Source organism: Streptomyces sp. MMS24-W38, assembly GCF_059889265.1.
Map to the genome: position 1 here is coordinate 4838109 of NZ_JCBCPP010000001.1, position 13662 is coordinate 4851770.

The 13662-nt window shown below is 65.4% G+C and carries 12 protein-coding genes and 3 pseudogenes; 5 read left to right on the plus strand and 10 right to left on the minus strand.

What is annotated here, in order from left to right; translation table 11 throughout:
• Positions 1-117 precede the first annotated feature (117 nt).
• The 5 genes and pseudogenes from AC6F7H_RS21035 to AC6F7H_RS21055 all read right to left on the minus strand — a co-directional run.
• Positions 118-435, minus strand: a pseudogene (locus AC6F7H_RS21035) (RRQRL motif-containing zinc-binding protein); the annotation flags it as partial.
• Positions 435-1544, minus strand: a complete 1110-nt coding sequence (locus AC6F7H_RS21040) for a conjugal transfer protein (protein WP_500758472.1) — start codon at positions 1542-1544, stop codon at positions 435-437. The pseudogene AC6F7H_RS21035 and the gene AC6F7H_RS21040, both read right to left, overlap by 1 nt.
• A complete protein-coding gene (locus AC6F7H_RS21045) occupies positions 1541-1996 on the minus strand; it encodes a Pycsar system effector family protein (protein ID WP_500758473.1) in 456 nt (151 codons plus the stop codon). The genes AC6F7H_RS21040 and AC6F7H_RS21045 overlap by 4 nt, the downstream gene beginning before the upstream one ends.
• Positions 1993-2217, minus strand: coding sequence for a hypothetical protein (locus AC6F7H_RS21050; protein ID WP_500758474.1), 225 nt, complete (start codon positions 2215-2217; stop codon positions 1993-1995). Before AC6F7H_RS21050 ends, AC6F7H_RS21045 begins: the two co-directional genes overlap by 4 nt.
• Positions 2217-2486: a DUF6284 family protein gene (locus AC6F7H_RS21055; RefSeq protein ID WP_500758475.1), complete on the minus strand. Its 270-nt coding sequence runs from the start codon at positions 2484-2486 to the stop codon at positions 2217-2219. The genes AC6F7H_RS21050 and AC6F7H_RS21055 overlap by 1 nt, the downstream gene beginning before the upstream one ends.
• A gap of 584 nt (positions 2487-3070) precedes the next feature.
• Here AC6F7H_RS21055 and AC6F7H_RS21060 point away from each other — a divergent pair.
• Positions 3071-4201 (plus strand): helix-turn-helix transcriptional regulator, encoded by a 1131-nt coding sequence (locus tag AC6F7H_RS21060; protein WP_500758476.1) that lies wholly within the window; start codon positions 3071-3073, stop codon positions 4199-4201.
• On the opposite strand, the gene AC6F7H_RS21065 is transcribed toward AC6F7H_RS21060, so the two are convergent.
• Together AC6F7H_RS21065 and AC6F7H_RS21070 are read right to left on the minus strand one after the other, a co-directional pair.
• Positions 4185-4973 (minus strand): NUDIX domain-containing protein, encoded by a 789-nt coding sequence (locus AC6F7H_RS21065; RefSeq protein WP_500758477.1) that lies wholly within the window; start codon positions 4971-4973, stop codon positions 4185-4187. The genes AC6F7H_RS21060 and AC6F7H_RS21065 overlap by 17 nt on opposite strands.
• Before the next feature lie 124 nt (positions 4974-5097).
• The gene (locus AC6F7H_RS21070) at positions 5098-8325 is read right to left on the minus strand and encodes an NACHT domain-containing protein (RefSeq protein ID WP_500758478.1); all 3228 of its coding nucleotides are present in this window, start codon (positions 8323-8325) and stop codon (positions 5098-5100) included.
• A 393-nt stretch (positions 8326-8718) separates the two neighbouring features.
• Between AC6F7H_RS21070 and AC6F7H_RS21075 the strand changes: the two are divergent.
• A pseudogene (locus tag AC6F7H_RS21075) lies at positions 8719-8805 on the plus strand (glutamine synthetase); the annotation flags it as partial.
• A 39-nt stretch (positions 8806-8844) separates the two neighbouring features.
• On the opposite strand, the gene AC6F7H_RS21080 reads toward AC6F7H_RS21075, so the two are convergent.
• Positions 8845-9063 (minus strand): DUF397 domain-containing protein, encoded by a 219-nt coding sequence (locus tag AC6F7H_RS21080; RefSeq protein ID WP_500758479.1) that lies wholly within the window; start codon positions 9061-9063, stop codon positions 8845-8847.
• Positions 9060-9935 (minus strand): DUF5753 domain-containing protein, encoded by an 876-nt coding sequence (locus tag AC6F7H_RS21085; protein WP_500758480.1) that lies wholly within the window; start codon positions 9933-9935, stop codon positions 9060-9062. The genes AC6F7H_RS21080 and AC6F7H_RS21085 overlap by 4 nt, the downstream gene beginning before the upstream one ends.
• Positions 9936-10224: 289 nt before the next feature.
• Here AC6F7H_RS21085 and AC6F7H_RS21090 point away from each other — a divergent pair.
• Both AC6F7H_RS21090 and AC6F7H_RS21095 read left to right on the plus strand, forming a co-directional pair.
• Positions 10225-10623: pseudogene (locus tag AC6F7H_RS21090) on the plus strand (type II toxin-antitoxin system RelE/ParE family toxin).
• Positions 10620-10988: a helix-turn-helix domain-containing protein gene (locus AC6F7H_RS21095; RefSeq protein WP_500758481.1), complete on the plus strand. Its 369-nt coding sequence runs from the start codon at positions 10620-10622 to the stop codon at positions 10986-10988. Before AC6F7H_RS21090 ends, AC6F7H_RS21095 begins: the two are co-directional and overlap by 4 nt.
• Before the next feature lie 144 nt (positions 10989-11132).
• Here the strand turns inward: AC6F7H_RS21095 and AC6F7H_RS21100 are convergent, their stop codons facing one another.
• A complete protein-coding gene (locus AC6F7H_RS21100; protein ID WP_500758482.1) occupies positions 11133-12071 on the minus strand; it encodes a TauD/TfdA dioxygenase family protein in 939 nt (312 codons plus the stop codon).
• A gap of 862 nt (positions 12072-12933) precedes the next feature.
• Here AC6F7H_RS21100 and AC6F7H_RS21105 point away from each other — a divergent pair.
• Positions 12934-13659, plus strand: a complete 726-nt coding sequence (locus AC6F7H_RS21105) for a helix-turn-helix transcriptional regulator (RefSeq protein ID WP_500758483.1) — start codon at positions 12934-12936, stop codon at positions 13657-13659.
• The last annotated feature ends 3 nt before the right edge of the window (positions 13660-13662 follow it).

Genomic DNA, 13662 nt, shown 5'->3' on the forward strand with positions numbered 1-13662 from the left:
AGTAACCCTGAGGAAAAATCAGGGCTGATTGGGGCTCAGGGTCGGTGGCCGGGATTCAGATTTGTCTTGAGCCGTGATCCCTTGACGCAGTAGCGGTGATGCGGCGCGCTGTTCCTCGGGGTAGGCGCAGGGCACGCAGGTGCCGAGCGAGGCGGGGATGACGTATCCGGCATCGCGCCGGCAGGCAGGGCAGGTGCGGCGGGCGGCGTTGGCCTTGGCCAGAGCCGCCCGCCGGGCCGACGTCATGGGCCGGACCGGCTTGGCCAGGTCGACCCGGTAGAGGTGGGCGACCAGCGGGTCCCGGCGGCGGCGCGGCCGCTCGAGCTGCGCGGCCACGTCCTGACCACCGGGCCGCAGGCCCTGGGCGCGGAGTTGGCGGCGGGTGGCGTAGCCGTCCGGGGCCAGGCGCCACCGGAACACCGGCAGCGCCCCCATCACGCCGCCTCAGCCGTGGCGGTGCGTTCGGCCAGGAGCGTGTCCCGCAGCGTCCGCGCGTTCGCCGGCGACGTCCGCAGCGTGCGGCGGATGCCCTCGGCGGTCACCCGCTTGTCCGGCCAGCCGGCCGTCACCGTGCGTGCCTCGACCAGCAGTTGTTCCGGCGTGCGCTTGGGCCGGGGTGATCGGGCCACCTCGGGAAGCCGACCGGTCGCCCGGCGCGGCGGGGTCGACTCCGCTGGAACCGTCCGGCGCGCGGAACGGGTGGCGGGCTCGATCGGGGCGGGGATCGCGGGCATCGGCTTGAGCGGCGGAATCGCCTTGCCCAGGTCGACCGCGACCGGTTCCGGCACGGTCAGCCGGGTCAGCGTCACCGCCGCCTCCGGGGTCGATTCGGGCAGGTCAGCCATAGACCGTTTCGCATAGGTCTCGGTGGATTCCTCCGCATTCGCGGCCGGGGCCGGATCGGGGGCCGTGGCGCCGAACATCGACGCGAGCGCGGCATCCGCGCCGGCCGTGACCCGGTTGCGCTGCACATCCAGCAGCCTCGATCCCAGCGCCACATCCCCGACCCCGACCCGGCGGGCCAACCGCCACGACGCACGGTCCGACCGCTTCCTGACCCGGTCACTGGGGTGGTGGGTGGCGCGGGCGCGGTGGTAGGCGAGCGCCTGCACCAGATCGGCGGTCCGGCGCTCGTTCTCCGCGTCCCGGCCGTCGGTGTGCACCACAATCCGCCGGGCCAGAAATGCCATGCCCTCAGCCGAGACGGACATGCCCATCGGAGTGAGCGCGTAGATGACGGTGCGCCCCGGGTCGGGTGCGGCCATCGCGCCCATGACGGCGGCGGCGGCTGGCAGCGCCCACAGACCGACGCGTACAACGCGCGGGGAGGACTGGCCGAGCATGGTCAGCCCGAGCAGGACCAGGGCGAGCACGGCGGTGGCGCCCTCGCCGGCGGCGAGCGCCCCGAGCGCGGTACCGGAGCCGTAGGAATGCCCGATGTTGCTGTAGGTGCCGATACCGCCGAACACGCCCGTGGCCAGCATCGGCACGAACGCGGCAGTCAGCACCCCCACCTGAACACGGGTCAGCTTGGTGCGGTTCATCGCGCACCCCCGACGGTGAGCAGGGCGGCGAGGATGAGCAGGGCCCCGCCGGCCTGGGTGAGGTCGACCGCGCGGCGCAGGCAGGTGAACTTGGCCACCGCGAGCCGGGACAGGCCGGCGATGTCGGCGGCCAGGTCCCCACCCACGGCCGCGCTGATCTCCTCGGCGGTCAGCGTGGCCCACAGCGGGAAGCCGAAGCGCTCGCGCCGGTTGTGCAGGTTCGGGCGCACCGACCGCAGCAGCAGCCCCGCCGCACCGACCAGCAGCACGAGCCCGATGCCGCCCGCGACGTAGGCGGGCACGTTCGGCGGCAGGTCACGGGCGACCGCGCAGGCCCCGGCGAGCACCGCGCCGACGAATGCCAGCAGCAGGGCCGTCTTGGCGTTGGTCCGGGAGATCTCCGCCTTGACCTCGGCGTGCGCGGCGGACAGGTTCTTCTCGGTGGCGCTCACGCGGCACCCCCGGCGGGGGCGTTCGGCCCGGTGATGTCCGTCGGGTTGGGGGCGGTCGCGTCGACCAACTCGATCAGCCGCTCCAGGACGACCTCGAGCCGGCCGAGCGTGTAGGCCATGGCGTTCTCGTCCAGCAGGTTCACGGTCTGCGCGGCGGCCAGTGCCCGGCGGGCGGCCTCCACGTGGCACCGGTCGAGCGGGGTGAGGTCGAAGCGGCCCATCACGCGGCACCCCCGGGCAGGCTCGCGCCGGCCGTGCGGTTGACCAGCGCGACCCGCGCGGCCAGCGCCCGGCGGCGGGCCCGGCGGATGCGGCGGGCGTCCAGCTCGGTCGGCGTGCGGTCCAGGGTGGTGATGTGCGCGTCGAGCAGGTCGACGTCCGCCAGGATGACGGGCATCTCCTCCTCGATCGCGTCCAGTTCCGCGGCCGTCGGCTCCATGAAGTCGGCGAACGCGGTAACAGCGTCCTGAACAGTGACGATGTGTTCCATGGGTCGTGGTCTCCCTGGTAGGTGAAACGGCCCGAACAGCGCCCCCGGAGTTGCCCCTCCGGGGGCGCGCGCCGTTGAAGTCGGAACATCCGGCTCCGCTCAGCGCCGCTCGTGCGAGACGAGCGGCGGAAGCAACCGGCCGCGGCGCATCAAGCGCGGCGGTAGGTCGTGGTCGTATGGGTGTCTCCTTCGGGAACACGGGCTCCCGTTTCAGGCGTATGGAGACGTGACCTCTCGGTCTGAGCCCTCCGGTTGACCAGGGGTCCGGGTCCCTCGGCCCGCTCTGTCCCGGGCCCCTTGGCGTCGCGTTCGGGAACGCGACGCCCGCTGCACACCACAGATCGGACGTGAATCCGAGTTCTGGTGCGCACCAGTAGCGTGCATCTGGTGCGCACCAGAGTCAAGGTGGTTCGCCGTTTTGGGTGGCGCTCACCTCGTTGGGGTGCCTCTCCAGGAGACCGTTCGGGGCAGGGGCGTCGGTAGCCAACAGTGCTTAACACTCGTCCTGTTAACCCCTGTTGACCTGCGGTAATGTGCGACATGCTGTGAAGGTCGGTTCGGGCGTCAACATCGGGCGGTGGCCTATGAGCACAGGACTTCGAAGCGCGCGCACGGCGCGTGGCTGGTCTCAGGAGCGACTGGTTCGCGAAATCGAGCAGTACGCCCGACGGAACGTCACGGACGTGGCCTCAACCGCCAGTCTGCGGGTGTACGTGTCCGAGTGGGAGAACGGCAAGCGCACCATCTCGGACCGGTATGCGGCCATCCTGCGGCAGCTCCTCGGAGTGGCTGACTCGGAGTTGAGGAACGCTGCGCCAGCGCCGGTAGCACCTTCGGTCGACGGGTACGACGAACTACTCAGCCGGATCGATGCGGCCGGCAGTGTCAGTGAGTCCATGGTGAAGGCGTTCAACGACCAGACCGAACTGCTGCGCACCATGGATCGCCAGATGGGCGCAGCGAGCCTGATCGACCAGATGACGGGTCACCTTGCCGCCCTCGAAGAGGCTCTGAACTTCGCCGTACTCCCATCCGCCCGCCGCCCCGTGGCGCTTGCGCTCGCCGGGGCATCGACGCTCGCAGCGTGGCAGGCGATCGACTCAGGCGCGGTCGAACGGGCTTGGCGGCACTACGAACTTGCGAAGCGCGCAGCGCGTGACGCAGAAGCGCCGATGTATCTGGCGCACGCGATGGGGGAGCAAGCATACGTGCTCAGCGAGGCCGGGCGACCGGCGCTCGGGTTGGAACTGGTGCGCGACGCTCAGCGCACCCTCGGCCCGTCAGGTTCCCCTCGCCTAAAGGCATGGCTGCACGCAGCGGAGGCGGAGCTTTGCGCTTATGTCGGACAACCGGATGACTGCCGGCGCGCCCTTGATGCCGCCATGGTGGCAATTCCACCGGGCTCCGAGGACCGCGACCCGGACATGGTGAGCATCTTCCTGAACGATGCCCACCTCACACGGTGGCGCGGCAACGTCCTCGCCCTACTCGGCGACGTGGAAGCAGTGACCAGCCTTTATGACGCACTGGAGGTGATGGACCCCACATTCGTGCGCGCTCGCGCCGGCCTTCATGCAGACCTGGCCCATGCCCACCTGACTCGAGCCGAGTACGACGACGCGCAGACCCAACTACGGCAAGCGCGACTGCTGGCGAGCCGCACCGGTTCGGTGCGGCAGCGCCGTCGCGTCGACCAACTCACTGCGCGGTTGTAAGACCTCGCTTGCGACGCGTCGCCAAGATGTGAAGCAAGGCCACGAGGGTGCCAGAGCCCATCAGCTCACCACGGGCCATGAGCCCCGGGATGTCCGCCAGCGGTACCCACTCGATGTGGCTGGCCTCCTCGATGTCCGTCGGCGAGCCGACCTTCTCGGCACCGTGACCTATGAAGATCTCGTGCGGCGAGTCAACCATGCCAACCATCGGTTGGTAGGTGACCACGTGTTCCAGCGACTTCGGTCGCCAGCCCGTCTCCTCGACAACCTCGCGAAGTGCGGTGTCGGCAGCACTTTCCCCCGCATCCACGATGCCCCCGGGGAGCTCCCAGCCGAATTGCTGAGGGACAAACCGGTACCGCCACATCATCAGCACGCGATCCTGGTCGTCCAGGACCGCCGTGATGGCCACATGCTGGAGCTTCACGACGTGGTGCTCAAACCGTTCCATGTCGGGCGGCTCCACGTCCCACAACTGGAGCTTGACCCAACGGTTGTTGTAGAGATCCCGCTCGCCGTGGATCTTCCAGGGCTCTAGTCCCTCCGGGGCCCCTACGCTCACTGCGCCGGGGACCCGGTATGAACTCCGGCCGCGGACTTCCAATGCCCCTTCGGCCACGAGCCGCGCAAGAACCTGCCGGAGCGCGGTTCGCCCAATGCTCAGTTCCTCGCTCAGCTTCCGTTCCGAAGGGAACTTATCGCCGGGGGCGTACTCGCTCGCAGCGAGCCGTGCCCGAAGTGTCTCGTAGACCTTAGTCGTCTTCGGTCCCATCCGCGGAACACTCTCCGTTCTGCCGTGGTGCGTACCAGAATAGCTGGTGCAGGCTCGAGGGGAGGTATCCTCGCCAAGAGCCTCTCGCTAAACGGTGGCGTTATGCGAGGAGCGGACTGCGGCATCACTTGCGCAATATAAGGGACACGTCTTTCCGTGCTTCTGCTGCAGGAGCTTTCACTCCTTCACGGAGTTTGAGGTTCACCGTTATCTTTTTGTGTTCCCTCAGGAGAGACATGTCCGGGACAGTGGGGAGCTCGGCGTCGAAGTAGATGGAGAGCCTTTTGAGAGGCTTAATCCGACAGATCTCTTCCCAGCCTTCTGGGGAAGCCGTGAAAAGGTACAAATCCTCAAGACGAGGGAGATTATTCAATTCGAGGATAGTTTCGCGAATGCGCGCTGTATCTATGAATAGCGATCGAATGTTGGTGAGCTTTTCAATTCCTGTGAGGTTGAATGATCGGTCCTTTATTGATCCGATCGAGAGGTTGCTCAGTTGTGGGACTTTACCGCCGTCTGCATCTACGAAGGCGCTGTCGCTGGCATCAATCACAGTTAGACCGCGTAGATGTGGCAACTCAGGAAGTTGGCCCATTGAGAATTCGAAGACGGAGGAAAAATGCAAGCTCAGCGATGACAAATTTGGCAGCTTGCTGAGTGGCTGCAGCAGCGCAGGCGTATCCATGATGCCAAACAGGCCGAGTTTTTCTAGTGACTCATGGTTCGTCAGAGCCTCCATATTTGACAGGCTTACACCTCCTCTAAAGACCAGGCTTTTGATGGGTGGCGCTTGCTGTAGCCAGTCAAAATCTTCTACCAGCATATCACATTCCACGGTATCCAAGGCGGGAAAGTGAGAGAGGGCGTTTAGCAAGTTGTGATCTGCGATGCTCAGCTTCCTGGCTGCTATGGGCGACTTGCTCATTACTCGTTCAGCGTACTCATGAGGGTCGAACTGAATCCAGGCGCGAGAGAGTTCACGATAAACTGAACTCCTATGGTCGCCCCCGTACCCCGCGAGAATGTCTAGGGCAGCATCTCCGCCAATTAGGCTGGCCGTCCGAACTGTAGCTGACGCCTTGGGAGCAGTGAGCCGCCGGGACGTTCGTGGCAGCAAGCTCAAAGCTGCTTCTCCAACCGCGGCGATCTCTTTTGCCTCAGACACACGGCTCGGTGGTATCAAGGATTCGACCTTTTGGCGGACTTCTTCGTAGACGATGGGATCGACTTCCTCAGCACTCTCCAAGCAAGCTGCCGCGAGTAGATGAAGACGTGCGAGGTTGTGTGGTTCGGCATCTCCCCTTTTAATCAACAGATCTAGGACCTCTCCCCGCTCCTGAGGCCTTGCATGTCCTACGGCCATAATGACAACCTCGTGCCACTGGTCTTTATGGGCGTGTCCGATCATAGACCGGATGTCATTAATCGCAATCACGTCGGCTGCAGCAAGATATTCCTGGAAAGTTCGGTGTATGAAATCAACCCTCCCGTCAACCGGTTGCCGAAGTAGTCCGCTCCGTACCATAAGGTACTTGAACACTTTCTGGGCCGAGGCGGTAACACGCGGCATGGATTTCAGTGCATGATTAATTTGTGCAATTGCTTGGTCGTCTCGCGCATCCGTCAGGTTGTTCCTGATCAGCCAGTGAGCGAAGTGGCCAAGAATCCTTTGCTTCTGATGCAGCGTAAGCGCTGGGGCGTTATCGTGTGAGATCCTTCTCTCAACATCCCGGCGGACAAGCAGCATCTCGAGCGCGGCTGCGTATAGTTCCATCCGCCCTCGAGGTAGTTGCATTCGTCGGTCACGACTCAGGGTGCATAGGAGAGCGCAAAGAAGGGGGTTTGAAGCTAGTTTTCGGAGTGGTGCTTGAGATCGAATTGCTCGGATGAGCTCTTCCTCATAACGCTCAAGCTCTTCAAAATCCGTTTCCTTAGAGTTGCTTGGTAGGGATTCACGGACTGCGGCGTGCCAATGTTGTACGAAATTCTCGATGTCGGAAGGACTCATGGGAAGCATGTCTAGGGGCGTGAAACCTTCTCGAACCAACCATCCCTCTTCCGCAGCCGCCGGACGTGAGGTTACGATGTATCTTGCCTCCGGGTAGGAGTTCACTAGTTCTTGAAGCCATTCCTTGGCTTCATCCCTTCGGCTTTCCGGTAGTTCGTCCACGCCATCAATCAGCACTAGAGCCTGACCGCTGGCCAATACCCGGTTAACCCAGCGAGGCGGCATTTCCCCTGATAGGTGTTTTCCCAGCTCTGAGAGAAAATCGTGAGCGGCCGGCAGGCTGGTAGCAGCAAAACGTCGTAGCGGCAGAAAGAATGGGATGAAGCCGTTGATATCTCTGAGCTCGTCATCCAGAGATCGACGCGCGGCGTTAACTGCTAGCCAATGCAAGAGTGTTGTTTTACCCGACCCTGCCTCACCGCGTAGCAAGATGCGCTTAAAGCTGGCTAGTGCCTGCTCTGAGCGGATTCCGCCCGCCGTGTCATACGAAGGTGATGGAACTTGCTCGTGAAAATTTCGGAGCAGCTCGGGGTTTTCCTGCCGAAACAGTTCGGGCATGTTGAAGGTGCCAATCACCTCTTTTCTCGGCCGCACCTCTGCTAGCGCGAGGCTGATGTAAGCCGTGCTGAGAGGGTAGGACCTCTGTTCTGGATCTGAGAGAGTAACTCCGAAAAGCTCCAGCTGGTCGAGCTTGCGGACAGCTACTGAAGCGTACCTTTCCTCAAAGCGGATCTCGTCCTCGGACGCATTGTCTACTGCAGATTGTTTGATCGCATTTATCTGCTTGGCCAGTTCTGTCGTGCGTTGAAGCTGCTCTAGGTTAGCTCGAGCGAGAAAGGAAGGCCAGGTGGTGATGAAGTTGAGGAGTTGTGCAGAAATTTCATGTACGAGTCGGTGATAAAATTGTTCACCGGATTCACTTAGCTGTGCTCTTTTGACTGATTCAACATCTGTGAGAGTGACTCTCCGTGCATAGGTTGCCGCATCGAAGTCGCTCTCGAAAGGGTCGATTTGCATATTCGAGAAAGAGGATTCTGCGACCCTCGCGGCGGCCATAGCCTCCTCTTCTGGAAGGTTACGGAATTCGGTTTCCAGTAGAGGTGTTAATGTGCGCACGACATGCTGCGAAAATGCCGCAATGTCCTTTTCGTGAACCTGATTGGTTCGGACGAACCGGTTTCTGAGGCGGCCTGCTGAGGGATTCGCGACTATGGAGGCGCCCGGTTTCCCTGATAGGGCAGAGCGAATCCCAGCGGTAGCTACAGATCGAAGCGCGCCAGCCGCTAGCTTCAGTGCGAAAGGTTCCCACCCTGACAACTGCGTCTCCCCCCCCAGCTGGGCCACCAGTGGCCCAAGCGTATCTGCTTCGCTGGGCGCCTACGTTGACTTCAGGTTTCTTGTAGCCAGGAAGTGTAGGTGTGCCTTGGTTCGTCCCACGTCCGCTAGCTCCGGAAACGCGGCATGCTACGAGAGGGCAGTTGACAGAGCTCTTCTTGCTCACTCTCTGGACGACGTGTGGACGGGGTTGAGGACTTTCTGGGCGATTACTCGCATCTGACCAGGTCAACGCACGTCTTGCCCTGTCAACCTGGGAGGACTGTAAAGCTGCCGTGGGGCCGTCTGTGGGCCGTCTAAGGGCGGCCCACAGCAACCAGCGACGACCAGCGACAACCGCTCGGCTACTGGTCTGCATTGGGCCAGCCTCGATCGCGTGAGGCCGCTCCTGACCTGCGCCTCTTCCTACGCAACAAGAAGCAGGAGTGGGAGGAGTACCGCTCCGAGGTCACGGCCTTCGAGCTGCGGAAGAACCTGCCGGTGCTGTAACGCTCCGCTGCGGCGCGGAGGGGGTGTCCGCTCTGGCGGTCACCCCCGGCTCGCGAACCCTGCCATCCCCAGGAAGTCCGCCCAGGCGACCGGGGTGAGGGTGAGCCGGAACCCCCGGGTGTTCTTGGAGTCCCGGACGAGGACGGCGCCGGGGGACATGGCGACCTCGACGCAGTCGCTGGGATTGCTGCTGTCGCTGTAGCTGCTCTTGAACCAGGTCAGTTCGACGTCGTCTGCGACCGATCCCTTGCGGTTCATGTCTCTCCCAGCACCTGTTCGATGAAAGCCGACGACTCTCGTCCGGTCAGCGCCTCGGCTCGGATGATGCCATAGCGCAGCTCCAGAATCCTCAGCTGCCGAAGGTCGGTGACGGGACGGCTGCCGAACTCGTCGTCAGCCCGTCCAACCGCTGTGCCGTCTGCGAACTTGAGCATCTGGATCCGTCCTCCGGTCCCCGGATGGTCCCCGTGGGACGTCGGCATCACCTGAATCGACACGTGTCGCAACTGTGCCAACTCCAGAAGGTGTTCGAGTTGCCTGCGCAGCACCATGATGCCTCCGACCGGGCGTCGGAGAGTCACCTCTTCCTGGACGAAGCTCAGCTCCGGTGCGGAGCTCCGCTCGAAGACGGCTGCACGAGCCGTACGAGCGGCGACCGCCCTGTCCAGCTCGTCCTCCGACAGCACCGGCCGCCGCGTACTCAGGAGCGCGCGTGCGTACTCCTCGGTCTGCAGGACTCCGTGAAGGTTGTGACTGCCGTACGACAGCAGCTCCACCGCCTGGGACTCCAGCTTCGCCAAGTTCCGCACCTTCTTCGGGTACCGGACCTTCGCCACGTCCTCCGACATCGCGGCGAGCAGTCCGTCCGCGCTCAGGACCTCGTCGGCCTTCTCCGAATACTCGGGGCGGGGGATGCGGTTGCCGGCCTTGACCTTGTAGGCGAGGTCCTCCCCGTATCCCATCGCCGCCGCGAAGTCGGCGACCCGCATGCCCATGGACTCCCGCCGCAGCTTCAACTGCCGCCCCACCGTGGTGATGACGGCCACTCCCCACTCGTCGTCCGGGTCGACCTCCCAGCCAGGCTCGTCCGTCTCGTCCCTGACCTGTACCGCCTCACCGTCCACCGACATCCACACCCCTCCGCCGTACGCGTCGCGTTGCGAGGCCTCTCACGGTAGGTGTGGCGATGACGGTGGGTGAGGAGCAGAGGGGAGCGGTACACCCACGAGTGATCCGGGGGTCGGTGAGACCGTGCTCAAGGCCGCGAAGGCGCCGATCGAGAGGGGTGAATGAAGGGCGATTGCTCCGTACAGTGGCGGGTCGCCGCCGTCTACGAGGGGTGACTCATCGTTGTGCCAGGAGTGGGGTGGCGGGGGGAGTGCCGCAGGTTGCACGGCGCACCTCCCATCGGCGCCTCATATGGATTTCTGTATAGTGGTGAGCGTGGAAGATCGATGGTCGATCGAGATCGAACCGGAGGTTCGGCGATGGCTGGAGCTCCTGACGGACGCGCATTACGACAAGGCTGAACGTGCTGTCGACATGCTCGCGGACCAGCCGACCACTCTGGGGGAGTCGTACGCTCGTCACCTCGGAGGCAAGGTGTGAGAGCTGCGCTTCACCATGGATGGCAATGCCGTCCGTATCACGTACTGGCTCGCTCCCGACCGGCGCATTGCGTTGCTGACGGTGTTCCGCAAGGCCAAGCAACGCGAGAGTGGCGAGGTCGAGCGTGCCCAGCAGGTGCAGAAGGTGTGCGAGGCCGAGCATGGTCCCGCCGAGCACGGCTACGACCGAACGGAGGAAGGGAACCCATGAACCACTCCGAGTGGAAGACCCGCCGGACCAAGAAGCTTCTGGGAGAGACGGTCGAGGAATCCGCCGCCTACGTCGAAGCCGGGTATGCCTTCGCCCTCGGCCAGGCTGTCCATGACCGGCGTACCGCGCTCGGCCTGTCGCAGACCGAGCTGGCGCGGCGGGCGGAGATGACTCAGCCGCAGATCTCCAACATCGAGGGCGGAGACTCCGTACCGACTCTGCCGCTGCTCACCCGTCTGGCCAAGGCTCTGGACGCGGCGCTGACCATCGACCTGGATCGTGACACGTCGGCTTTCACCTTTACCCCGCACGGACGCCGTCAGCCGGAGGAAGCATCGCCGGACGGACGCGACTCGGGAGCTTGAGCCACGTCCGCAGGGCGAGATCGGTCTCGGCGACGATGAACTCACCGGGACCACCGACCTGCTCCACGCCCTCGCGGTGACGGCTACCCGGCCCCCCCGTCGGCCGTGCGGGGTCAGGGCCCTGCACGGCCGTGCGCCGGGGGATCAGAAGGGGCGGTCGCCCGCGATGGCGACGCGTTCGGCGACCCGGTGGTGGGGGCCGTAGTCGTTGACCGCGTAGTGCTGGGTGGCCCGGTTGTCCCAGAACGCCACGTCACCGGGCTGCCAGCGGAAACGGACCTGGTACTCGGGGATGTGCGCCTGCTGGAAGAGGTAGCGCAGCAGTCGGTCGCTCTCCTCGTGGGGCATGCCGGTGATCCGGGTGGTGAAGGAGACGTTCACGAACAGCATGCGCCGCCCGGTGTCGGGATGGGTGCGCACGACGGGGTGCTCCACGGGCGGGAAGTGCTCCTGGTGCGGCACGAGCCGTTCGGGCCCGTAGAACCGCGCGAAACCGGGGATGAAGTCGTGCACGGCGCGGGCGCCGTCGATGCGGTCCTTCACGTCCTGCGGGAGGTTGTCGTAGGCGGCGGCCATGTCGGCCCACAGGGTGTCGCCGCCGGCCGGCGGCACCTCGCGCAACTGGAGGACGGCACCGAGCGCCGGCCGCTCGCGGAAGGTGACGTCGGCGTGCCAGACGTTCTCGAACGTCGGAGTGGAGCCGCTGCCCTTGTCGAAGCGGACGACGTCCTCGCTGGAACCGGCGGCGAGCAGCGGGTTGGTCTCCAACTCGCCCCAGTGACGCGCGAAGGCGCGCTGTCGGTCGGAGGCGAGGTGCTGGCCCCGGAAGAACAGCACCTTCCACTCCAGCAGGGCCCGGTGGAGTTCGGTGCGCAGCTCGGGGCCGAGCGGGCGGGACAGGTCGATTCCTCTGATCTCGGCGCCGATCGTGCGCGCCTGCGGTTCGAGCTCGAACAGCTCGTAGGGCCGTTCCTCCCATCCCTCGGGCACCCGGCGCAGGACGCGCCGTCCCTCGTAGAGGCCGTCTCCGGGGATGCGTGCCTCACGCAGGGTGGCGGGCGGTGCGGTGTTCGTGACGGTCATGGGACGTCCTTCCTCTGCACACGGGGTTCGAACGGGTCGGGTCATGGAGATGGGACGGGCCGGCTGTTTCGGGGCGTGGACCGTTCCGGCGTCGCGGACGCCGAGGGGCACACCCGCCGTACGCGGGTGTGCGGGATGGATTGTCGGGGCGGCCCGGGAAAGGGGCTGCACGGGGCCGACGGCCGGGAAGACGGGGGGCGGGCCCGGGCGTTGAGGGGCCGGGCCCGGATCAGAGGGTGCGGTCGGCTATCGGCCGGAGCGCTCGCAGCCGGTTCGATCCGGGACGCGCGGCGCCACCGACATCCTGACGAACCAGTACGTGGTCATGGCGATGATTGTGTGATCTTGCCCCCGTTCTGTCAACGGCCCCCGTCCGGCCGCAGAACGCGTCCACCAGGGCCGGCACCGCCATCGTCGACGGCCCCCACTGCCGGCGAACTCAGCGGTCTGCACGCCCACGGACTCCCGCCGCAGCTTCAACCGCCGCCTCACCGTCCACCGACATCCGCACCCCTCCGCCGTACACGCCGTACCGCGACGCGGCCCACGCTGAACAGTGACGTAACGCTGAATGAGGGGAAGGAGAAGAGCGGTGCGCCTACGGGTGATGGGCCGTGACCGGTGTGGCTACCTCGTCGTCACCCTGCTGGTCCTCACCGGGTGCACCGATTGGCCGAGATCTTGTGGGTGGGGGTCGGGGGAGGGGGCGGAATGACCGTATGTCGCGGAGTGGTGACTGGATCGTCGATCTACTGCAACCCTCGAGGTGGCGAAAAACCGCACCCCGTCGGGACATAATCGCTGGCATTGTGCGACGGAGGCTCGGTGGGGGAGCCGGTCGGCGGATGGACAGGGGCGCTGGATGAACCAGGGATCGGTCAGGGTCGCGGTCGTGGCGCGGGGCGCTGTCGCGCGCAGTGGGCTCGCAGCCATGCTGGAGGAAGCGGCCCACGTGAAGCAGACCACCGTCTTCCGGCCCGAGGAGTTCACGACGGCGTCGCCCGAGGACGCCGTCCAACTGCTCATCCTCTCCTGCGACGTGCTGGTGCTCTGGTGTGTGAACGGCGCCGGGGAGGGCGAGGACGCGTGGGTCGCCGGACTGGCGGAGGTCGTCCGCCGCAACGGGGTCCGGGTCCTGCTGGTGCTGCCCGGTGCCGAGGTGCGGCGCGCCGCGTCCGGCGAGGTCGTGCCCTGTGACGGAATCCTCGACCAGGACGCCCTGACCAGCGAGGGGCTCGACGAGGCACTGCGGAACCCGACCGAGGGGGTCTGGCCGGCGCCGGTGCCGGCCGGGCAGACGGTGGCGGCGCCCCGGTCCGTCCGGCCCGCCCGGGGCGCCGCCGGGCCGCGGACCCGGTTTCCGAGGAGGCAGCTCACCGAGCGGGAGAGCCGGGTGCTGGAACTGCTGGTCGAGGGGCTCAGCAACCGGCAGATCGGGCAGGCCCTCGAGGTGTCCGAGCATGTCGCCAAGCGCACCGTCGCGCTCGTGCTGGCCAAGCTCGACTGCCCCAACCGCACCCAGGCCGCCGCGGTCGCCCTGCGCGAGGGGCTCGTGGGTACGGGTTTGGGGGAGGCGCTGGGCGCGTAGGGC

Excerpts from the sequence above, each read along its gene's own strand:
- AC6F7H_RS21040 (WP_500758472.1), bottom strand. The coding sequence starts at position 1,544 with ATGAACCGCACCAAGCTGACCCGTGTTCAGGTGGGGGTGCTGACTGCC.
- AC6F7H_RS21050 (WP_500758474.1), bottom strand. The coding sequence starts at position 2,217 with ATGGGCCGCTTCGACCTCACCCCGCTCGACCGGTGCCACGTGGAGGCC.
- AC6F7H_RS21055 (WP_500758475.1), bottom strand. The coding sequence starts at position 2,486 with ATGGAACACATCGTCACTGTTCAGGACGCTGTTACCGCGTTCGCCGAC.
- AC6F7H_RS21060 (WP_500758476.1), top strand. The coding sequence starts at position 3,071 with ATGAGCACAGGACTTCGAAGCGCGCGCACGGCGCGTGGCTGGTCTCAG.
- AC6F7H_RS21065 (WP_500758477.1), bottom strand. The coding sequence starts at position 4,973 with ATGGGACCGAAGACGACTAAGGTCTACGAGACACTTCGGGCACGGCTC.
- AC6F7H_RS21080 (WP_500758479.1), bottom strand. The coding sequence starts at position 9,063 with ATGAACCGCAAGGGATCGGTCGCAGACGACGTCGAACTGACCTGGTTC.
- AC6F7H_RS21085 (WP_500758480.1), bottom strand. The coding sequence starts at position 9,935 with ATGTCGGTGGACGGTGAGGCGGTACAGGTCAGGGACGAGACGGACGAG.
- AC6F7H_RS21095 (WP_500758481.1), top strand. The coding sequence starts at position 10,620 with ATGAACCACTCCGAGTGGAAGACCCGCCGGACCAAGAAGCTTCTGGGA.
- AC6F7H_RS21100 (WP_500758482.1), bottom strand. The coding sequence starts at position 12,071 with ATGACCGTCACGAACACCGCACCGCCCGCCACCCTGCGTGAGGCACGC.
- AC6F7H_RS21105 (WP_500758483.1), top strand. The coding sequence starts at position 12,934 with ATGAACCAGGGATCGGTCAGGGTCGCGGTCGTGGCGCGGGGCGCTGTC.